This window comes from Fischerella sp. JS2 (assembly GCF_032393985.1).
Lineage (GTDB): Bacteria > Cyanobacteriota > Cyanobacteriia > Cyanobacteriales > Nostocaceae > Fischerella.
Genome location: NZ_CP135918.1, coordinates 1,184,474 through 1,205,343 on the forward strand (window position 1 = coordinate 1,184,474; position 20,870 = coordinate 1,205,343).

The 20,870-nt window shown below is 39.3% G+C and carries 16 protein-coding genes and 1 pseudogene; 7 read left to right on the top strand and 10 right to left on the bottom strand.

Features of this window, described 5'->3' with window-relative positions; translation table 11 throughout:
* The first annotated feature begins 106 nt into the window (after positions 1-106).
* Positions 107-2,113, top strand: a complete 2,007-nt coding sequence (locus RS893_RS05025) for a glycosyltransferase family 39 protein (protein ID WP_315790158.1) — start codon at positions 107-109, stop codon at positions 2,111-2,113.
* A gap of 116 nt (positions 2,114-2,229) precedes the next feature.
* Here RS893_RS05025 and RS893_RS05030 read toward each other — a convergent pair whose 3' ends face one another.
* Together RS893_RS05030 and RS893_RS05035 are read right to left on the bottom strand one after the other, a co-directional pair.
* Positions 2,230-3,723, bottom strand: a complete 1,494-nt coding sequence (locus RS893_RS05030) for an ArnT family glycosyltransferase (protein WP_315790159.1) — start codon at positions 3,721-3,723, stop codon at positions 2,230-2,232.
* Between the two features lie 227 nt (positions 3,724-3,950).
* Positions 3,951-5,516: a hypothetical protein gene (locus RS893_RS05035; protein WP_315790160.1), complete on the bottom strand. Its 1,566-nt coding sequence runs from the start codon at positions 5,514-5,516 to the stop codon at positions 3,951-3,953.
* Between the two features lie 264 nt (positions 5,517-5,780).
* On the opposite strand from RS893_RS05035, the gene RS893_RS05040 reads away from it, so the two are divergent.
* Positions 5,781-7,403 (top strand): glycosyltransferase family 39 protein, encoded by a 1,623-nt coding sequence (locus RS893_RS05040; protein ID WP_315791870.1) that lies wholly within the window; start codon positions 5,781-5,783, stop codon positions 7,401-7,403.
* A gap of 164 nt (positions 7,404-7,567) precedes the next feature.
* Here RS893_RS05040 and RS893_RS05045 read toward each other — a convergent pair whose 3' ends face one another.
* On the bottom strand, positions 7,568-7,942 hold the full coding sequence (locus RS893_RS05045; protein WP_315790161.1) for a hypothetical protein: 375 nt from the start codon (positions 7,940-7,942) through the stop codon (positions 7,568-7,570).
* A 378-nt stretch (positions 7,943-8,320) separates the two neighbouring features.
* Here RS893_RS05045 and RS893_RS05050 point away from each other — a divergent pair, with 378 nt between their 5' ends.
* A complete protein-coding gene (locus RS893_RS05050) occupies positions 8,321-10,225 on the top strand; it encodes a chloride channel protein (protein ID WP_315790162.1) in 1,905 nt (634 codons plus the stop codon).
* 96 nt (positions 10,226-10,321) lie between these two features.
* Here RS893_RS05050 and RS893_RS05055 read toward each other — a convergent pair whose 3' ends face one another.
* A complete protein-coding gene (locus tag RS893_RS05055) occupies positions 10,322-10,735 on the bottom strand; it encodes an AbrB family transcriptional regulator (RefSeq protein ID WP_009457795.1) in 414 nt (137 codons plus the stop codon).
* Between the two features lie 423 nt (positions 10,736-11,158).
* Between RS893_RS05055 and RS893_RS05060 the strand changes: the two genes are divergently transcribed.
* From RS893_RS05060 to pyrR, 3 genes are all read left to right on the top strand, one after another.
* A complete protein-coding gene (locus RS893_RS05060) occupies positions 11,159-11,602 on the top strand; it encodes an Rrf2 family transcriptional regulator (protein ID WP_315790163.1) in 444 nt (147 codons plus the stop codon).
* A 106-nt stretch (positions 11,603-11,708) separates the two neighbouring features.
* Positions 11,709-12,665, top strand: coding sequence for an adenosylcobinamide-phosphate synthase CbiB (cbiB, locus tag RS893_RS05065; RefSeq protein WP_396336452.1), 957 nt, complete (start codon positions 11,709-11,711; stop codon positions 12,663-12,665).
* Between the two features lie 189 nt (positions 12,666-12,854).
* Complete coding sequence (gene pyrR, locus RS893_RS05070; RefSeq protein ID WP_315790164.1) at positions 12,855-13,412, top strand: bifunctional pyr operon transcriptional regulator/uracil phosphoribosyltransferase PyrR; 558 nt, start codon at positions 12,855-12,857, stop codon at positions 13,410-13,412.
* 54 nt (positions 13,413-13,466) lie between these two features.
* On the opposite strand, the gene RS893_RS05075 is transcribed toward pyrR, so the two are convergent.
* The 3 genes from RS893_RS05075 to RS893_RS05085 form a co-directional block, all read right to left on the bottom strand.
* Entirely contained in the window at positions 13,467-14,969 is a 1,503-nt protein-coding gene (locus RS893_RS05075) for a CIA30 family protein (protein ID WP_315790165.1), read from the bottom strand.
* A 10-nt stretch (positions 14,970-14,979) separates the two neighbouring features.
* A complete protein-coding gene (locus tag RS893_RS05080; RefSeq protein WP_315790166.1) occupies positions 14,980-15,249 on the bottom strand; it encodes a Ycf66 family protein in 270 nt (89 codons plus the stop codon).
* 249 nt (positions 15,250-15,498) lie between these two features.
* Positions 15,499-16,806: a protein kinase domain-containing protein gene (locus RS893_RS05085; protein ID WP_315790167.1), complete on the bottom strand. Its 1,308-nt coding sequence runs from the start codon at positions 16,804-16,806 to the stop codon at positions 15,499-15,501.
* Between the two features lie 176 nt (positions 16,807-16,982).
* On the opposite strand from RS893_RS05085, the gene RS893_RS05090 reads away from it, so the two are divergent.
* Entirely contained in the window at positions 16,983-17,882 is a 900-nt protein-coding gene (locus RS893_RS05090; protein WP_315791872.1) for an alpha/beta hydrolase, read from the top strand.
* A 10-nt stretch (positions 17,883-17,892) separates the two neighbouring features.
* Here the strand turns inward: RS893_RS05090 and RS893_RS05095 are convergent.
* From RS893_RS05095 to RS893_RS05105, 3 genes and pseudogenes are all read right to left on the bottom strand, one after another.
* A pseudogene (locus RS893_RS05095) lies at positions 17,893-18,676 on the bottom strand (Uma2 family endonuclease).
* A gap of 82 nt (positions 18,677-18,758) precedes the next feature.
* The gene (gene psb28 / locus RS893_RS05100) at positions 18,759-19,124 is read right to left on the bottom strand and encodes a photosystem II reaction center protein Psb28 (protein WP_315790168.1); all 366 of its coding nucleotides are present in this window, start codon (positions 19,122-19,124) and stop codon (positions 18,759-18,761) included.
* A gap of 6 nt (positions 19,125-19,130) precedes the next feature.
* Positions 19,131-20,732: a serine hydrolase gene (locus RS893_RS05105; RefSeq protein ID WP_315790169.1), complete on the bottom strand. Its 1,602-nt coding sequence runs from the start codon at positions 20,730-20,732 to the stop codon at positions 19,131-19,133.
* Between the last annotated feature and the right edge of the window lie 138 nt (positions 20,733-20,870).

A 20,870-nucleotide genomic window follows, 5' to 3' on the forward strand; every position in this document is an offset into this window, starting at 1 on the left:
TACGGAAAGCCCTGCGGGTACTCTCCCTTGAAGCCGCTTGCACGTCTACAATGTCCACTGTTAACTGATTTCCAACCACTAACAACTAACTACTAACCACTAACTAATGTTGCTTGTCATCTTCCTGATCTCACTGGTGTCACGTACTTTAGCAATTACCGCTTCTCTGAATACTGATGAGGGGTTATGGATTTATCGTGGTAGTCAGTTTATTAAACGTTTGTTTGAGGGAGATTTAACTCATACAATTCTCAAGCACCATCCAGGAGTTCCCAATATGTGGCTAACTGGTAGTGGGATGTTGGCGAATTGTTGGCTAAACAAATTTTTCGGTGGTTTTCTGGGTGTAGATTTACCACCAGATATTGGGGCTTGTCTGAATTTAGAACAATTTCCGATTAATTTATATATTATTCCCCGTTTAGTGCAGGCAGTGGTTACTTCTGCTTGTATGGTATGTATATATTTACTTACAAGGCGGTTATTAGGGCAAGCGATCGCTTTGTGCACAATTATTCTTTTGTTATTAGAACCATTCTTTTTGGCATATCAGCGTTTTATTACTACTGATGCGTTACAGGCTGATTTTGCTATTTTGGCTGTGCTGTTATTTCTACTTTATGTGCGAAAAGGTGGGAAACGCAAACTTCTTTTAGCTTCGGGGATATTTCTGGGACTAGCAACAGCAGCAAAAATCACGGCATTGTTTTTATTACCTGCGATTGCAATTATTATCGGATTGATTGAGTTAGGAGTTTGGCAAGAAACTTTTCCTCCCAGAGGCTGGAAACAGCAGTTGCGAGGTTTTCGACTTTGGCTGGCGACAATTTTAGTTACATTTATCCTGATTTTTCCAGCAATGTGGGTTTCACCTGGATATGTTCTTGACAGGATACGCGATGGTGTTTTGCAAGAGTCAGATCGGGGATTTCTGTTTTTCTTAGGGCAACTTACCCACTCCCCAGGAATTTTATTTTATCCGCTAGTGCTGGTATATCGTCTCTCACCAATATTGCAAGTCGGTTTGATTGCTACAGCTATAGTATTGCTGATACCCAAGCTACGGCGTCGGCAAAAAAATATGCCTGCGATCGCTGCGATCGCTTTAATGGCCATCTGGGTGATACTGATATTGTCAGCAAGTGACAATAAAATCGACCGTTACATCAATCTTTGTTTGCCAATGTTGGCGATACTTGCGGCGATTGGTTGGTTGGAAATAATTGCTGGGGTGACACGTTGGTTAAACAAACTCTTTCCCTTAAGGGAGAAGAGTTTGCAGTGGGGTTATCTGATCATCTTTGCGTTGCAACTTGTCTTACTTTTCCCCTATCATCCCTACTACTTGACTTACTACAATCCTTTGTTTGGGGGTGCAGTGGCAGCCCAAAATATATTTATGATTGGTCAAGGAGAGGGTTTAGAACAAGCTGCCCAATGGTTAAACCAGTCTCCCAATGTAAAGGAAATCAAAGTAGCAAGTTGGTATAGTCGCTATTTTTCTAGTTACTTCTACGGTCAAGTTTTACCAGTAGATAAGCGGATTCCATCTGGTGTTCAACCTTGGACACAGGCTAATCGAGTAGTATTCTACAAGAATCAATTACAACGTCAATTGCCAGAACCCAAGATGCTAGCTTACTTTGCCAAGCAGCAACCTTTATATACTGTACGGCTGCAAAATATTGACTACGCATGGGTTTATCCTGGACCATTAGCTTTAGTTGAAGATTTAAAGCGCATCCAATTTCCCTTGTCTTTGTCTTTTGGCGAAAAAGTGCGCTTGCTAGGTTACGACTTAAATCAAACTAAGATATCTGCCAATGATGAATTGATAGTCACATTCTATTGGGAATTTCTTGCACCATTGCCAGGAGATATTTCTATTAAAATCAGTTTGCGCGATCGCCAAAATCATATTTCCAACTTTTCCAGCACACCCCTAATAGATGGGTACGTATTTCCAGAAAATATCACCCCAGGTACAGTACTACGAGATGTCCACAAGCTGAAAATTTCTCCCAGTACATCACCACAACGCTATCAGTTAGAGGTAGAGGGATTCTCCTTCAAAAAGGGACAAGTTATTGGTGAAGTTGAAGTCGTGAAGTGATGCAGTTCGGGGATTGGAAGGGGGACAAGAAAGACAAGGGGGATAGTTTACAACCAACCACTAACCACTATTGTACAGACGCGATGTTCCTCGCGTCTCTACCTACTAATAACCAACTACTGATTGACTATTTTTTCCCAATCAGCAGATGATAAGCGATAAATTGTCGTGACAACTCTTCCATAATTAGAAAAAGATTTTACAGGTCGATATCGTTCCTCCCAAAAACTTTGGTCTTTATTTAATATTTTTTTGTTACCATTTTGAGGATTTTGTATAAATATTATATAGATATCACCCGGAACTTTGTCATCATATGAATATAATTCTATATTTTTATAATTTGTCGGAATATAATATCGTGTAATACTTTTCTTCTCATTAGTAATAAAGTAACCATTTCTGCTTGTGTTTTCCAAAAACAAGCCTACTTTTTCCCAATGTCTGTAATAGGGAAATCCAAATAAACTTTGTCTACTTTGTCTTTTTAGTTCTAAAAACAAGAACCTTTTATTTTCCCAAGGATATTCTTTCTTGTTATCTATAAATAATACATGAGACAAGAAAAATAACGACACATATATCACACTCAAGCATAAGTTATTAATATATTGAGATTTAGCAGGAAATTTATTAAAGATGAAAGCTTGAAAAACTTCCAGCCCAAAAGCCATTAAAACAGAAAAAGGCAAAATATAGGTATAGATGTGTGTACCAGGATTACTAACTAGAGTTTCCAAAGCTAAAAGAGGAAACAAAAACCACAAGACTACTGAAAAATTTTCTTTAATTTTCCACAGACCTAATAAACCCAAAACAGCATATAAATATATAATAAATAAGGGATTATAAGTCATAAATGTTCGAGTAGAACTAACCTTCTGCTTACTTATTCTTTCTAGCCAATAAGTCTTAGTTGATTCTGAGATCGAGAAAAAGAAGGGTAGATAAAATATAGATACTAATACTAATAAAATAATCCCTACTAAATATAAATGTAGGAGTTGTTGATTTCTCTGGGTAGGCTCAAAATCAATATACCATCTGTAAATTAAGTAAATTACAAATGGCATAATAAATATGCCATCGTAATGTGCAAGAATAGAAATTCCCCAGCAAAACATGCCTAAATACAACCCATAAATCCTCCATTTTGCAAACTTTGTAGATAAACTGATTAGATATAAAGCCAAAACAGAAAATAAGATTACCAATGATTGATACTGAACTATTCTTGTCAAAGCTACAAATAATCCATTAATTGCAATCAATAAAGATGAATAAAGAGCTACTTTCTTACCAAATTCTAGTTTGACAAACTTGTAAAAGAAATAAATAGCCAATGTACCCGCTATAGCAAAAGGTAGCCTAAGTAGAAACTCATTATCATACTCAGGATTAAATATACTCATAATATATGTAATCAAAAATTGAATTGGTCCCTTTCTTTGATTAAGCAAAAAATCAATCATATTTTGCCCTACTTGGGGTCTATATAGTGCTTTAATTTCATCACCTTGGTAATTCGAGTAACCTAAATTAATTAACCTCAACCATAAACTCACAAATATTAAACATATCACAGGAAGAATATTACTTACTTTTTTCATTTTGCTAAGCCAAAAACTTGAAAACTTAACTTGCATTATTATGGCGGACAAGATAACCATCTTACAAGCCGTTGCAATACTTTTGGTATGACAAAAAAACCCAGCTTTTAAACCGGGGTAGTATAAATAATTTAACTAAACTCCTAGCAAACACTCTACAAACAAACTCTGCGTAACTCTGCGCCTACTCCGCGAACCTCTGCGTTAAAAAACACTACTTAACTTCCCTACTCTTCTTCCCTCTCATCCACATATCTTGCATAACTATCAGGACGTTTACCTGCATTACGCACATTCACTATTTTACTTAGTAAATCGAACCAAAATGGCGCACCCATTGCAATAGCAATACCACTAAGTAACCAGCCAGGAATCAAAGCTAAAACTTTGAGATAGGGGAAAGTAGATTTTGATTGGCGTGTCCATCTAATTTGCTGCTCTAAATTAGCGTCACCCCAACCAATTGGTAAAGAAATATTTGTTAAAACCTGGTCTGCTTCTTGCCTAAGTTGATCTAAATCAACTGTACTATTCCGTAGTGCTAATTCTCCAGCACTATTGGTAATAGTATCCCGGAGGGCAGAATCTTTTGATAATCTGCTAATCATGTGGATTGCATCTGCATTTGCAGTGATAGCGATCACTAAACCTATTAAAATAGCTGCTCCTTTAGCATTGCGTTTATATACTCCAGAAGCTCTTTCCATTGAACTATCAAATGTATTTTCAATTTCTAAACGCAATGCATTCATTCCTTCTTCTGTATTTTTCACTCTTGCTTGAGCGCGTTTTGCTAAAACGGCAAGATTTTGAACAACAGATGGTGGTAAACTTTCAATAGCTGTAGTTTCAATTGTTTGGAATGCTTTCTTCATGCCTTGGTGAGTTTCGCTGTCTTGATCTTGGATTGCTGCTTTGATTTCTTTATATATATCGCTACTTTGATCAATTGTTTGGACAACTTCATTGATATTAGGTTGTAATCCTCCGAGTAATATTGCTTGTTCGATATCATCAAAAATATCTTTTTTCCAAAACTTTAGTCTTCGTAAAGCTTTACCACATAATTCATTCTCAGGCATCTCTGCTTGAAAAGATTCTATATATCTATCACAACTTTCCGCCATCCGATTTAGGCTTGTTTGCAAGCTAGCTTTTTTTTGGTGAAAGTTCCAACAAGTTTTTTCAAATTCTGATCGGAGTTCCGCAAATTCCTTATAAATATTACTAAAAAAATTAGCAAGGCTTTCATCACCACTTGTTTGTTCTTGTAATTTAATAATAATTTCTTCGATTTCAGCTAATCTTTCTTCTTTAAATTTTTTCAGTCTAGATTCTGTTAATTTTTGCACTAATGCTGGTATTTGTAATGTTTCCACAAGAGTTGTCGCAAAAACGTCAGCAGGGATATAAGAAGGACCAGTATGTTTTTTATCTCCAAAAATACTTGTGCTTTTATCTGTCCCTGGTCTAGGTTTTTTCACCATCCGATAAAGTGAACCAACTGCCCAAGTAATCTTACGAGGTATGGTGACAAATAATCCTTTTGCTTCTTGATTAATATTTTTAACTAAGGGGTTATCATAAATTCTATTTGCGAGTTGGATGACGTGAGCTTCTTCTGCACTATCAACATCGCCAGCTAATAAAATTTCTATTGATTTTTTTAAGTGTTCAGCACGCCATTGAAACACAGTAGCAATTAATTCTTGTATTTCTGAAGCTAATAAACTCAACATTAAGTAAATAAAGATTAAACCAATTGCTACATCTAAAATAAAAGGTAGATTCATTTATTTTCTCCGTGATAACTAAATCAAGATTTATAGTTAGTATTTTTCGTGTTAAGTCAAAATTTTTCATCAATGCTCTTGAAATTAATTTAAGAGTAACGTCAGAAAAATTGTCAAAAAATATTATGATTAATTCGCAAAAATTGAGTTAATTTAAAAACTAGGAGTAACTTCAGACTCTATTTGTTGCAAAATGGCAACACACGAAGATGCACAAACGTCTTTTTGTCATCGAACCAGCAAGACAAATTATTATCCTACAATATGCAAGAAGGAAGCTTTACTTGGGGTCGTCTGGAAAAGCAATATCGATCGCTAAACAAATGGATTGATTGGACATGGATAATAGTGCTGCTGGTAGCAGCTGTATTACTTTTTACTATAAATTTAGGTGGATTACCGCTACGAGATTGGGATGAAGGAACCGTGGCACAGGTTGCCAAAGAGATTTTCCACGCCCCTGCTAGTTCAATGAGTTGGCTTTACCCAACCTTAGGAGGCGAACCATACCACAACAAACCACCGTTAATGCATTTGCTGATTGCTGGGGCTTACTCCTTGGGTGGTATCAACGAGTGGACAGCACGATTACCAGGATCAATTTTAACAGCAATATCAGTACCATTGCTGTATTGTGTAGGTAGAGAAATATTTCGTCAACGTTCTTGTGCTGTTTACAGCGCTCTAGTTTACTTAACAATGCTGCCAGTGGTGCGTCACGGGCGCTTAGCCATGTTGGATGGGGCAGTGGTATGTTTTTTTATATTGATGATGTTGTGCGTGTTGCGATCGCGGCGCAATTTACGTTATTGCCTTGGTGTCGGCATCGCTTTCGGCTTAATCTGCCTCACCAAGGGTATGTTAGGCCTGCTGTTAGCTGCTGTCGCAGTCGCATTTCTATTTTGGGATACTCCACGACTACTGACTAGTGGTTATATGTGGGTAGGAATGCTCATAGGTATTGTACCTGTGGCTTTTTGGTATGTAGCTCAATGGTGGGAGTACGGTCGCACCTTTACCAATGTTGGTATGATGAGTCAATCTCTCAATCGCATTTGGTCATCTGTTGAAGGCCATTCCGGTCCACCCTGGTATTATCTATTGGAGATTCTAAAATATACTTGGCCGTGGTTAATTTTTTTACCATCCAGCTTGCATTTAGCTAGAGAAAACCGTAACCTCAGCTGGGCAAAACTTGTGTTGGTATGGCTGGGAGTTTATTTAGTTACTATTTCTCTGATGGAAACCAAACTTCCCTGGTATATATTTCCTATTTATCCTAGCCTTGCCTTGGTAACTGGAGCGAAATTCGGGGAACTTGAAGATTTACCTCTACTATCATCTTACCCACGGTTTTGGGTAGTAACTTTAACGTTGCTGGCTTTGGTAGCAACTGCTGGTAGTATTTATTTCAGTTTCGTACCAACAGCAAAATCCGAATTACAGTTACAGCTGATTTTTGCAGCAGCAGCCATGACAATGGCCCTAGCAGCAATTTTGGCAGAACGAGGCGATCGCCAATTTCTCAAAGTTTTGTTTTGGGGGTCTTATGTTTCGCTATTCTTATTTATGAAATCTAATTACTGGGTTTGGGAATTGGCAGAACGTTATCCAGTGCAACCAGTGGCCAACATGATCCGCAAAGAAACACCATCAGGTACAAAAATTTACACATCCAATCCCGAACACCGTCCTTCATTGAATTTTTATAGCGATCGCAATATTGTTCCTGCTTCTTTTAAACAACTGCAAGATTATTGGCACACTCAAAAACAACCTTATTTATTACTTGACAAATCCGCTTTTCATGCCCTTCAACTTGATTCACTCAAGGTTATTGACCAAGCAGAAGGCTGGAAACTAGTGACAAAAGATGTTAAGAGTTAGTGGTTAGTGGTTGGTAGTTAGTAGTTGATAATTGATTAGAACAACCAACAAATGACAAGTGACAAACAACAATCAACAAACAACTACCAACAACTATCAAGTATATTTTTTGATATACTAATACTGAAAACTGTGGAAGAGGATATATATCCCAGGAGCATCACTCACTGGGATTTTCTTCCCTCCTCTATTTCTATTTTTGGTGATGAGGTGTCGCTGTTACGATTTTGCTGATACATAGAAATCATACCAAAAACAATAATGCTTCCTATAACCACAGCTAACAAAGGACTTTTGAAGACAAAAAAATCCCGGATGAGCCTGGCTAGAGGTCGGCTTTGGCGGCGTAGTGTTGAAGAAATCATTATCTGTCTTAAGGTGAACGGATCACGGACATAGTGGCCGCTTTTGCAAACAACTAGCCTTTGGTGACAATACGGACAGCTATACAATCCAACATAACTTTTAACTGGGGTAGGCGTAGAATTCTGGCAAATGGGGCAAGTTAAATAATGATTATCAAAAGTGTGTGTATTCATCTACCTCGTCTGCTTAGTCCACTTACTTGCTTCATAACAATAGCTATATTGAATTCCTGCTGAAAATGCGTGTAGATTTCCCCGACCATAATTCTCTCTCATTTAAGCATTATCGCCACATAAATGTTGCACACCAGAAAATTTTTAATCAAAGCTTTGTAAATTTCCCAAACATATGTAGATACTTTGCCCAAATTGACTTTTTTCAGTAGTAGGGTAAAAGTAAAGAGGGAATGGTAAAAGTGAATCTTTGTGCATTTAACCTTTAACCTTTTTCTTTTACCCCACTTCGTGACTTGTCTGGTTGCTAAATGATCACTCACAATGAAAAGTAAGACATAAAAATTTAAATTTTTTATTAGATTTACTCCTCACTCAATGACTCCCCTGCCTCCCACAGAATTCAGGAAGGTGACTCAACAACCTACCTTTGGTTTCCCTTCCTTCCGTTTAACCTATTTAGTTAATCGTTTTCAACCATCCCCAGAAACAGTTGTTTTACTTTTAGCCTTGCTCATTGGTAGTGGTAGTGGTATGGGTGTGGTAACGTTTCATTATTTAATCCAGCTGATCCATCATTTGATGCTGGAAAATTTAATGAGTGTGATCGGTGTTTGGGGTGCTTGGACTTTAGCTTGCGTTCCTATTTTAGGTGGACTAATTGTTGGTTTAATGCGTTGGCGAACCCAAGACTTTGGTCCTGGACTTTCATCATTGATTGCTGCGTCTCAAAAGGGAGAAATCAAACGACAGCTGCGACCAGTCACCAAAATGTTAGCAGCAGCTGTCTCCTTGGGAAGTGGTGCTTCTTTGGGACCAGAAGGGCCTAGTGTAGAAATCGGCGCCAATTTTGGGATGCTACTGTCTGTGGTGTTACAAGTATCACAAGAACGTCAGCGTCTATTATTAGGTGCTGGTGCGGCGGCTGGTTTAGCAGCTGGATTTAATGCCCCGATCGCAGGTGTTTTTTTTGCATTAGAAGTAGTATTAGGAGCAACATCATTCGCTACTTCTGCGGTAAGTGTAGTGCTACTAGCAGCAGTACTCGCAGCGTTAATTGCTCATATTGGTTTGGGAGGACAACCGGCTTTTGCCTTACCTGTTTACCAAGTCCGTAGTCCATTAGAGTTACCACTCTATCTTGGCTTGGGTTTATGGGCAAGTTTAGTGTCTTTGACTTATACGCAATTAATTCGCCTAGCAAAAGCTTGCTTTGCAGGTAAAGTTCCTGGTTTTTCTATATTAGGAAAAATACCATTACCTATTCATCCTATTATTGGTGGACTTATTGTTGGTATGAGCGCTTTATATTTACCACAAATTCTAGGTATTGGTTATGAAACAGTAGAAGCGATGCTGCAAGATGTGGAGTTTTCATTGCAGCTGTTAATTTTGCTATTGGTAGTAAAGCTGGCTATCACAGCAATTAGTGTTGGCAGTGGTTTTGTTGGTGGTGTATTCGCACCAGCAATGTTTTTGGGTGCTTCTTTAGGTTCCGCCTATGCAAAAATTTTGGCAAATGTAGCGCCTGCAATCAGTGGTTTTATGGCAGCCCCTCCTGCTTATGCAACGGTAGGAATGGCTGCTGTACTTGCTGCTAGTGTAAGAGCGCCATTAACAGCAATTTTATTATTATTTGAATTAACGCAGGACTACCGCATTGTGTTACCGTTAATGGCGGCTGTCGGTTTAAGTGTTTGGTTAGTGGAGCGGATAAAGCCCAATTCAAACTCCAACTCCAATCTTCAACAAATAGGTCTTTCAGAATTGAAAGACGAACAAGCAGAAATTTTACAGCAAATTCTTGTTAAAGAAGCGATGCATCCTTGTCCAAAAAAACTGCCAGCAACCATGACAGTGATCGAGGCAGCTTTAGAAATGACACGCGATCGCATCCGCAGTGCTTTAGTAGTAAATGAATTAGGGCAATTAGTTGGTATCCTCTCTTTAGAAGATATCAACCGTACCCTTTCTGCTTGGCAAAATTACCCAGATTCATCAACTGCAAATCAAGGTGATCTATCCAATCAAACCCTAATTGATATTTGCACCACTGATATTCTCTATGCTCATCAAGATGAACCCTTATCTGAAGCCTTAGATCGCATGTCTCTTCGCGGCTTGCATCAGTTACCAGTAGTAGCGTCAGATAACCCTGAACAAATTTTAGGATTACTAGAAAGAGAACAAATTGCTTTAACCTGTACCGTCGCAGTCACCCGTAAAGCTCTCTGCCACTATCTACCATTGGTAACAACAACAGATGTAGTCACTAGTCATTAGTTCTTAGTCAATGGTCATTTGTCACTAGTCATGATTTATTAGCTTTGTACCAAGGACAAAGGACAAAGGACAAATGACAAATGACAAATGACCATATTATGCTGTTGCTTCTAGAACTTCGACCTCTTCTCTTTCATCTGAGTCTATTTGTCTCAAACGAATGTGCTTTTTACCCAAAGTAATGATAAACTCATCTCCGGGTTTGAGATTCATCTGTTTTGTGTAAGCAGAACCTATTAGTAAGTTACCGTTAGACTGCACACTAATTCTGTAGCTAGCACTGCGTCCCCCACGGCCATTTGCGCTAGGTGCGCTATCTAACTGAATGCCTTCAGCATCAATTAGAGCATTCAAAAATTTCATCATGTTGACGCGCTCTATACCATTTTTAGTCACAGTATAGTAGCCACACTGTTTAGCTTTTTCTTCTTTGCTCAGATTTTCTAGTTCTTTGACTTTCTTGAGCAACTCTTCGCCGGTTAGGGGTTCAATTTTTTTCTGTTTAGCCATCAACTTAGAGCGAAAATGAACGAACGATTGAGTGAGTTGAATCGATTTTATTTTAGCTGACCTTGAGGAAGTGATAACACAATCCTTTTATTTTTATATCAGCTACCGCAAAGTATATTACACAAATCAGCAAATTTTTGCAGGTCTATTAATATTTACTATGCAATCTAATTTAAATAATATGGCTGAAGCTGATAACTATCTCTAGTTTATGAAAGACTGCTACACTGTAATCAATATTTGTTTAAGTTTCCTAAAGCATAGCTAAAAAAGTAGTCTACTTACACTTGTTTGATAATTGGCACACAGAACGATAAGTAAAACTGATCCTTAGTCATTAGTCATTAGTCATTAGTCATTAGTTATTGGTCATTGGTAAAGACTAATCCTAATGACAAAGGACAAAAGACAAAGGACAAATAAATGAAACTAACTACCAAAGGACATTACAGTGTCAAAGCTTTGCTAGATTTGAGCTTACAACCGAATTATGGGCCTGTTTCCACTAAAGCGATCGCCTCTCGTCAAGATATCCCAGCTCCTTACCTAGAAAAACTGCTAATAGAAATGCGTCGTGCTGGGTTAGTAAAATCTATTCGGGGTAGCATCGGCGGATACCAACTAGCAAGGAAACCAGCACAAATCTTTTTAGGCGAAATATTAGAAGCAGTTGGTGAAACAATAGAACCTTTACCTCATCATCAAGCTTCCCCAGGACAAGCAGAAGATTGGGTAACATTTACTCTTTGGCAAAGGCTGCACCAAAAATTGAAAGAAGCATTATACAGTATTACTTTGGCTGACCTTTATTACGATGCTCGCAGTTGGCAAGCTTCCCTTGGTGAAGAAGCCAGTTTTATTATTTAGTCATTGGTCATTAGTTAGTGGTTAGTAGTTAGTTGTGGACAACCAACAATTAACGACTAACAAGCAACCAGCAAATGACAAAGGACAAATGACAAATGACTTCTTAATGATTGTTTTAATCCTTGCAGCTTATTTAGACTATATGATTGGCGATCCTTGGGGATGGCCTCATCCTATACGAGTAATGGGGTGGATAATTTCTCGCTTCAGCAAATTTGCTCTAACATATTGTCACAATCCTCTCACACAACGTTTAGCAGGAATATTGTTAGGTATTTTCTTGGTCATTGGTAGTGGAATTGTTGGCTATTTAATAATACAAACTACTAAATCCCTACATCCGTTATTGGGAATTGCCGTAGAAATCATTCTTCTAGCTAGTTGTTTTGCTGCTAAAAGTTTGCGAGTCGCAGCCCAAACAGTTTTGCAGCCTTTAACATTAGGAAAAATCCAGGTTGCTCGTTGTACTCTAAGTAACTATGTTGGTCGAGATACAGAAAATCTTACAGAATCAGAAATTTTACGAGCAGTTCTAGAAACAGTCACAGAAAATGCAATTGATGGAGTCACAGCTCCTCTTTTTTATGCAATAGTTGGTGCGTTTTTGCTATTTATTGGGCCAGTTCCCTTGGCTTTGGCATATAAAGCCAGCAGTACACTGGATTCAATGGTGGGTTATCGACAAGCACCCTATACCTATTTAGGCTGGTTTAGTGCGCGCTTAGAAGATGGCTTAACTTGGATTCCTTGCCGATTAACAGTGATCACCATAGCATTACTATCGGGTAAACCTTTGCATGTCATCTGCATTTGTCAGCGCGATGCACCTAATGATCCTAGTCCCAACTCTGGTTGGAGTGAGTGTGCTTATGCTGCTACCTTAGGTGTACAGCTAGGAGGAACTAACTGGTATCACGGCGTGGCTAAACATAAACCTTTGTTAGGAGATGCTACTCATCCAATCACCCCAGCTAGTATTGAGCAAGCATTGCAAATAACTCGATATTGCTTTTTGTTATGGTTAGGAGTAATGACTCTGTTGCTATTTGCCATAAAAAGGTAATCATGAAAATAGGGAATTAATAATCGTTATCTTTAACTGCTTGTCATCTATGTATTGATGCTCCATGACTGATCATTCCCTGATGCTATCAGAAAGCGGGTTGATCCATGAGGTCAATCCAAAATCCAAAATCCAAAATTGTTTGACTCGGTTTTTTAGTATAAAATTTGCTCAGGGGGATACTGGTATATGACTATTTCTACCGTTTCTACCAAAGCTAAAGTGGTTGAGATTCTCTCATCTGAGGAACTCCGTCGTACCGTAAATCGTCTCGCTTCTCAAATTGTGGAAAAGACGCGCGATTTATCCCAGTTAGTACTGCTTGGTATTTATACCAGAGGAGTACCCTTAGCACAAATACTGGCACGTCAAATTGAAGCACTAGAAGGTGTATCTGTGCCAGTAGGAGCATTAGATATTACATTTTATCGCGACGACCTCGACCAAATAGGCCTGCGGACTCCAGCAAAGACCGAGATATCTTTTGATTTGACAGATAAAATTGTTGTACTTGTGGATGATGTGATCTTTAAAGGACGAACAGTTCGTGCTGCTTTAAATGCTGTAAACGAGTATGGTAGACCAGAGGTAATTCGTCTAGCTGTACTGGTAGATAGAGGCCATCGTGAGGTTCCAATACATCCAGATTTTGTCGGTAAGCAGCTACCCACCGCTAAAGAAGAGATTGTCAAGGTTTATTTACAAGATATAGATGGAAGAGATGCAGTTGAACTGATTGCAGATTAGTTGATCAAACTAAGATCCCCGAGTTTTTAGAAAAGTCGGGGATCTGTAGCTTTGCTATAGCTGCCTTTGACTTGCTGAATCAGGTTGTAGTTGTGCAAATAATTTTTGCCACTCTATAGAACTAGTGCGATCTTCTCCCTCTTTGACTTCAAAAGTGACGTTACACGCCTGCGGTTGTTGTAGCGCTTGTAAACAAATTTCTGCCACATCTTCGCGACTAATTTTTCCCCTAATATTATCGCCTTGCTCAAATATTAGTGATTTGCCGCCTGCTTCTTCTGTCAGTGCACAAGGTCTAATAATTGTATAGGGAATTCCACTTGTTCGTAAACTGTCTTCGCCCTTTAATTTCCAAGTCAGAATACCTCCCAATTGGTCGTTTAATCTGACTGCTGGTGGTTCTTCCTCCAAATTGATTCCTGGACGTCCTGGACGAGTCACCCCTGCGGAACTAACAAGAATAAATTGTGGTAAAGTTTCCCCTCCGTAAGCTTTGATTGATTCTACCTGCAAGGCAAAACCACCAGGCCAAAAGTGGGGATTTAATTCACTATCATATTCAAACTTACTCAACATTAACTGAAATGAGGAAATTTGATTGGTGGCAATTGACGGACAATCTTGCAAAGTTTGAGCCCTAAATACAGGAATTAAATCCGCAAACGGAATGCGAACATCTATCCAAGTATTTGCTATGGTGTCAAAAGAATAACTATAACCAACTCCGTCCCATTTTGTGTCTGTACGGAGAAAGAATTTATAACGCTTGCCATCGCCTCTCACACGTAAATTTATACCTTCGTAGCCAGATAAATTAAAAGCAGGAGAAAAATTTTTAGTTCTGACAGAAGCAAAGCCACCAGAGTTAGCAGTGGAAACATTACCAGCAAATAAAGCTGTACCTTCTACTAATTGAAGATTACTTTCACTGACTCCACCCATAACTACATCATCTACTGCACCCCAGATATTTTTTATTTCTGTGGATGGGTTGGTGAAATCAAATAATATTTTTTCTCCTGAAGCAGGCAGATATTTCACAGCTGCTTCTACTAAGTTTTTTACGCCTTGATACTCCACATTTTCTGGAGTGTCGCCGACTATTTCTGGCTGATAAAATTTAACACCTTGATAGTATTTTTCTCGTTCTGGTGTATCTCCTTCTTTTGGCTGTACCCGCACTGCTGTACAACAAATGATGGCTTGGATGTTAGCCATTACTAGGGGTGTTAATGTTTCTGGTTTAGTAATATCTGCAACTATTAACTCAGTATTAACACCAATAAGTGAGCGCGCTTTCTCAATCTCACGTACAAGCGATCGCACTCGATAACCTCGTTCAACTAGTCGCCGTACCACTCGCTTTCCAACACCACCCGTTGCACCTGCTACTAGTACTACACCCACTTGCTTTGCTCCATCTGGTTGATTTTGATTATTCTTGGTACGACCTTGGAAGAAATCTTGTATCCAGTTAACCAAAGGTACAACTTCAAAATAAGTAAGGGTTTCGATAAATCTCCCTAAGTTCCATTGAGAGCGATTTTTATCAGTCATAATCGTATCCTTACTGTTGTAGATTTTTACTTCGCAATCGGATACTTTCAAAAGTGTAAAAAAGAGCGGATATGGTCAAAAGGATTAAAGTAAATTGAATTAATTCTTTGCCATACCATCTGTCTGTAAAAAACAGAATAAAACCAGTAATAAAATATACTATTATTAATACTATATCTTGACGACGGAACAACTTTGGACGCACAAAAGGCAAAACCGATAAAGCAACAGCTGCAATAATTAAAATAGTGCCAATCAGATTAAGTGGGTTATTAAACATTTATCTAGAAGTTAATAGTTCTTGGTTAGTGGTTAATAGTTAATGGTCAATAGTTAGTGGTTAGTAGGGTTTAAGTGGATGTTTATTCATTGTTTTAATGTAGGTTATTAGCAGGTAGTCGAGTTTTTGGTCTGTCTATAAAAAACAAGCTGAGAATTCAACAAAAATTAACTATCAACTACTAACTACTAATTACTAATGTACAGACGTGATTAATCGCGTCTCTACCTGCTAACTAATAACTACTGATTATTTATTCATGCCACGTAAACGAATACACTCCGCAGCAGAATATATACCTGCTCCTGCTAGTAAAAACTGGGTGATTGGTATTTCTTGATTGCCATAGGATTGATATTCTTGAAATAGCAGCAGTATGCCACACAAACAGAAGACTACAGCAAAAACTGCGTCGTAATCTTTTGCTAATCTGGGAAATGAAGAACGCAGGAAAAATAAACCAACTCCAAAAGTTGCTAAACCAATACCTAACAAAATAATCCAGGTGGGTGCTTTAAATAAAAATAATCCTGCCGCACCGACAAAAGGTAAGAATCTAGCTACAGAAAGAGTTTTGTTGATCCAAGCGGGTGGCGGTGTAACTTGAGAAGAGGGTGTGGAGTAGTCCGTGACACCAGAAGGGGGTACTGATGTTTGCGGGTACATATTCATCAGCTGCGGCATAGTTGATTGAGCGTTAGCAGATGAAATTTGTGGTTGTGTCGGTGGAAACGGATGTTGTAACTGCTGAAGATCCCGCAAGATTTCTGTTGCAGATTGATAGCGATCGCGGTAGTGGTAGCGTACCATTTTCTGTAGAATCGCTATGAGTCTGGGGGAAGCCTGGGCTTGGTTAGGCCAAATTATTTCCCCAGTTTCAGGATTGTCCTGCAACTGAGTTGGCAACAATCCCGTGAGTGCTTGGATGGCAATGATCCCAACAGCATAAATATCACTATTTGGGCGTGGTCTGCCTTGGGCCTGTTCAGCCGGCATATAACCAGGAGTGCCAATTGCAACAGTCGCAGCCATTTGACTAGGAGATGCAGCCAGTTGCGATCGCATTTGTTTCACAGCACCAAAGTCAATTAAAACTAATTTGCCATCCGAGTCACGTCTAATTAAATTATCAGGCTTGATGTCACGATGAATCACATCGTATCCATGAACAAATTCCAACACTCCCAAAACATTCTGTAACATCTGAATAACTTGGCTTTCAGTCCAAGGTTGACCACTTCGCATTTCTGCACTGAGTGGATGTCCAACAATCAACTCTTGCACTAAGCAAAATTCTTCGCTCTCTTCAAAATAAGCTAACAGACGAGGAATTTGGTCATGATTTCCCAGTTGTTCAAGTATCTCAGCCTCACTATTAAATAAGCGCCTGGCAGTCTGCAAGTAATAGGGTTCGGAACTCGCAGGTTTCAGCAACTTAAGAACGCATTTAGGGTTGCCTGGTCGGCGGGTATCTTCGGCAATATAAGTTTCACCAAATCCTCCGGCACTCAGGACTTGGATTACTCTGTAACGACCGTCTAGTAGCTTTCCTAACATGGTGAGCTGATGGAGTGTTTTTATTCATCTTGCCACACGATGACAAAATGTTTACTAGCGCAAATAATAAGGAAAAAGCGAGAATGAAAAAGATAAAGGCTAATAAAAAGGAATGGTTAATTGTAAACAATAGCATTGACCAATGACAAATGACCAATGACTAATAACTGATGAATATGCTTCAGTTTCAACCTCCAGGCTTCGGGCATAAAACAATTAATACCTCTTTAGGGTCAATGGTTTACTATACCCAAACTGCTGCACCTTGGTGTTACACCGAGACTGAAGATTTACCACCACTGATTTTTTTTCACTGTTTTGGTGGTGGGTCTTCTGCTTATGAATGGTCAAAAGTTTATCCTGCTTTTGCCGCTTCTCACCGTATACTCGCACCAGACTTAATTGGTTGGGGAGATTCTGCTCACCCAGTAAGAGATTATCAAATTAATGATTATTTAACAATTATCACAGAATTTATCAGACACACTTGTTGTCCACCTGTAAAGGTAGTGGCGTCTTCCCTAACTGCTGCTTTGATGATTCGACTGGCTATTGCTCAGCCTTTTTTATTTCAAGAGTTGTATTTAGTCTGCCCTTCTGGTTTTGATGACTTTGGGCAAGGTGCAGGGCGTAGACTGCCGCTTCAGATAATTAACACTCCAGTGTTGGATAATTTAATTTATGCTTTGGGTGCTGAGAATGAAATTGCAGTAAATAACTTTTTGCGAAGTTTTTTGTTTGCCAAACCAGAACGAGTTTCGCCCGAAATAGTAGAGGCATATTTATTTTCTGCTCAACAGCCAAATGCCAAATTTGCAGCTTTGGCATTTTTGCGGGGCGACCTTTATTTTGATTTAAGTTTGTATATTCAACAGCTAAATATTCCCACAGTCATTTTTTGGGGGAAAGAGGCACAATTTACAAGTGTAAAATTAGGGCAACGGTTGGCAAAATTGAATTCCAGAGCAATTCAAGATTTTCATGTCATTCCCAATACGGGAGTGCTACCACATCTAGAACAGCCAGAGGTGATGATTGGGTTATTACAGCGATATTTGTATATCAGTAGAAATTAGGAATTCGGAGTTAGAAATTAGCGAGTTGTTCTATTTGAAATGTAGAAAGCCCTGTTAAATCTGCCACCTGTTCTGCTGTCATTCTGTTTGCAGGAGATTGCGTGCTTTTTGTAATAACCTAGACTCTGCTTGTTGTGCTCTTTGTCTTTCCTGTTGTGTTTTTTGTCTTTCCTGTTGTGCAATTTCCTCTGATGTTGGTAGCAGTTCTCCTTCTAATGTTGCCCAGCGTAGCCAAGTTGTTTCAACACCTTTATAATTTCCATGCCAAAGTTGCAGTCCTAGATTTAATGACTTACTGACTAATTGATCGCGTTCATTTGTAACCAAGGGTTGGTACACTCCACTACTTAAAAAGAAACCAGCCCAATCATCAGGATTAAAGGGGTCAAACCAAAAATATTCTGGCACACGGATCTGAGTTTGATAAATCAACTTTTTCTGATTTTTATCAACTGCGGCGGTACTATCAGACAATAACTCAATGATTACATCCGGTGCTTTTTCTTCTTCCCAAATTACCCAACTGCGACGTTCCCCTTTTGGCACTCCCAATACAGCAAAAAAGTCTGATCCTTTAAAATCTTTGTTCCGCACTTGAGCCATGCTGTAGTAGATGAATATGTTACCGCCGACATAACCATCCTCTCATTGTTCCAACCAAGGCGTTAAGGCGTCAATTAACAAATCCATTTGCAATTGCGCTGACTCTCCATCGGCTCACCATCATCATAGGGGAGTTCTGCCTGAGTTGGTGGCAGGGATACATAAGGTGCTGTGAGGGCTGTTTCAGACATGGCTTTTCACCTGTTGCGGAGCCATTGCGGACTCTTTTTATGTTACCTGATAGGAAATATCCGTATCCAATCACTATCAAAATTAAGATTCACCATAGGCCATACCATTTACCTCAGCGTAGCGATGCATAAATCTCATAACTCTTTCCCAATGATCGTCCTGTTCAATTTCCAATTTGCACTCTACCCTCTGTAACTCATCACCTTCTGCACCCCCAAAAATAAATTGTACAGACGCAGGTGTGATACTAATTTTGCCTTCTTCGTCGCTTAACAGCATCGTATTTAAGGATTGTTTTGTGAAGCTATTGAATCCTTCTAAGGCTTGCAACTTGTTAAATGTCATTAAGATAATACGTTTTCCAGAACGACCACGTCGCAAGCTGACGTTACCTAGTTCTTCATGAATACCATTAAAAAATTCAATTGTGGGTGTTGTAGATGCCATGATCAATTACCTGGGATAGCCGTAAGGAGAATAATAATACTGTGGCTGATTGGTTAGTGGTGGTTGGTACTGATAGCCACCAGTTGCGGGTAAAGGATTGCTGATGCTATTCGGCAGAGGCGGACTCATCAGAGGATACTGCTGATAATTAATTGTAGGTTGAGTACTTGTTGGTAGGGGTGCAGGAGTAATTACCTGTGGCTGATAGCTGGTCGGGGTTGGGTTTGGAGTAATACTTGGTGCAGGAGTTGGTGCAGGAGTTGGTGCAGGAGTTTGTATAGTGGGGGTTGTTTGAGTAAATTGTTGGTACGTAGCTTTAGATATAGACCCAATGAGTTTTTCAGCACGGGGGTCGTTATTGGGGCGTTGTACCATGACTGAGACTATATAACGCTTGCCTGTGGGGAGGTCTACTAGACCTGCATCTGCTAGCATGGTGCCAATATCACCAGTTTTATGGGCAATGGTTGCACCCTGTCCCAACCCAGTTGGTAACAGATGGTTTCTGACAGTATTACGCATAATATCCAGGATGCGATCGCGCGATGCCATGTTCAACAAATTGCCTTGACTAACCATCGCCATCAAGTTCCCCAATTCTTTGGGACTAGTTGTGTTTGTACCTTGCAAATCAGGCAGTTGATTGCGAATTACTGTAGTATTTAAACCCCAACTCCGAAAACGCTGATTTAAAGCTTCAATACCACCCAGCCGGGCTATAAGCATATTTGTTGCTGTATTATCACTGACACTCATCATCTTAGTAGCAACTTCCAGCGCCTTAAATTGAGTGCCGACGGGTTTATACTGCATCTGTCCAGAACCGCCAACTATCATTTCTTTCTGCATAGTCAGCATTTCATCCAAGCTGATTTTACCTGCATCGACATCTTGGAAAAAAGCTACTAGAATGGGGATTTTAATAGTACTGGCTGCGGGAAAACTGGCAGAGGCATTTATATCTACATAACTACCATTTTCCAAATCCACCACGAAAACTCCTGGTGTGAGATTGGCGTTAGCAGATGTTAAGCTTTGTAAATTAGTTTTTAAGGAAGTAATTTCCTGTGATAGGGATAAAACAGCAGCAGGTGTGGGAGTAGGGATAGCCTGGATTTGTCCTTGCCCTGATTTGGCATTCTGAGGTGAGGTCTCTGTTGTGGTCATTTGATTGGCAGGGTCTAGTACCGACAATACTGTTCCCACGATCGCACCAATACCAATTCCTACTATTAATAACCGTAAGGCATAGAGCATGGTTCTAGCCATTGGCTTTAACCTTGTTTTTCGGGATGTTCTGACTTTTTTAGGCAGTGCTTGTTTCCGAGATTTTACAGTTTTTACTTTGGCATTGCTTGGCTTAAAAGGTGGAATTTGTCCCGGTTTTGCAGGCAGAGGTTTGATCGCTGCTGGTACTACTATGCTGGGCCGTTTTTTCGCCACAGTCGCAGTGGTAGGAGTAGAAGTAGATTTGACACGTGTCAGCTTTGTCCCAGTTGGAGAGGGGCGTTGTTGCTGGCTCGACTTGTGTACTTTCCGGAGAGGTTTTTGGCGTTTGCTTATAGGTTGAGGTCGCGAGAAACCGGGTATATTTGTTCTGGTTTCCATAAAATTTTATGATGATAGGAAGTGTATAATCTAGCAACTAGCAATGAAAGTTTAACTAAGTAAGTCGGTACAGATAAAGCTAACTAGTTGAGGTCGTGATTTGTCATTGGTAGGGGCAAGGCATTTGTACTAGTACAT

Bases quoted from the DNA above. Each gene is read 5' to 3' on its own strand.
- RS893_RS05025 (WP_315790158.1), top strand. From the start codon at position 107: ATGTTGCTTGTCATCTTCCTGATCTCACTGGTGTCACGTACTTTAGCA.
- RS893_RS05030 (WP_315790159.1), bottom strand. From the start codon at position 3,723: ATGAAAAAAGTAAGTAATATTCTTCCTGTGATATGTTTAATATTTGTG.
- RS893_RS05035 (WP_315790160.1), bottom strand. From the start codon at position 5,516: ATGAATCTACCTTTTATTTTAGATGTAGCAATTGGTTTAATCTTTATT.
- RS893_RS05040 (WP_315791870.1), top strand. From the start codon at position 5,781: ATGCAAGAAGGAAGCTTTACTTGGGGTCGTCTGGAAAAGCAATATCGA.
- RS893_RS05045 (WP_315790161.1), bottom strand. From the start codon at position 7,942: ATGAATACACACACTTTTGATAATCATTATTTAACTTGCCCCATTTGC.
- RS893_RS05050 (WP_315790162.1), top strand. From the start codon at position 8,321: ATGACTCCCCTGCCTCCCACAGAATTCAGGAAGGTGACTCAACAACCT.
- RS893_RS05055 (WP_009457795.1), bottom strand. From the start codon at position 10,735: ATGGCTAAACAGAAAAAAATTGAACCCCTAACCGGCGAAGAGTTGCTC.
- RS893_RS05060 (WP_315790163.1), top strand. From the start codon at position 11,159: ATGAAACTAACTACCAAAGGACATTACAGTGTCAAAGCTTTGCTAGAT.
- cbiB (WP_396336452.1), top strand. From the start codon at position 11,709: ATGATTGTTTTAATCCTTGCAGCTTATTTAGACTATATGATTGGCGAT.
- pyrR (WP_315790164.1), top strand. From the start codon at position 12,855: ATGACTATTTCTACCGTTTCTACCAAAGCTAAAGTGGTTGAGATTCTC.
- RS893_RS05075 (WP_315790165.1), bottom strand. From the start codon at position 14,969: ATGACTGATAAAAATCGCTCTCAATGGAACTTAGGGAGATTTATCGAA.
- RS893_RS05080 (WP_315790166.1), bottom strand. From the start codon at position 15,249: ATGTTTAATAACCCACTTAATCTGATTGGCACTATTTTAATTATTGCA.
- RS893_RS05085 (WP_315790167.1), bottom strand. From the start codon at position 16,806: ATGTTAGGAAAGCTACTAGACGGTCGTTACAGAGTAATCCAAGTCCTG.
- RS893_RS05090 (WP_315791872.1), top strand. From the start codon at position 16,983: ATGCTTCAGTTTCAACCTCCAGGCTTCGGGCATAAAACAATTAATACC.
- psb28 (WP_315790168.1), bottom strand. From the start codon at position 19,124: ATGGCATCTACAACACCCACAATTGAATTTTTTAATGGTATTCATGAA.
- RS893_RS05105 (WP_315790169.1), bottom strand. From the start codon at position 20,732: ATGGAAACCAGAACAAATATACCCGGTTTCTCGCGACCTCAACCTATA.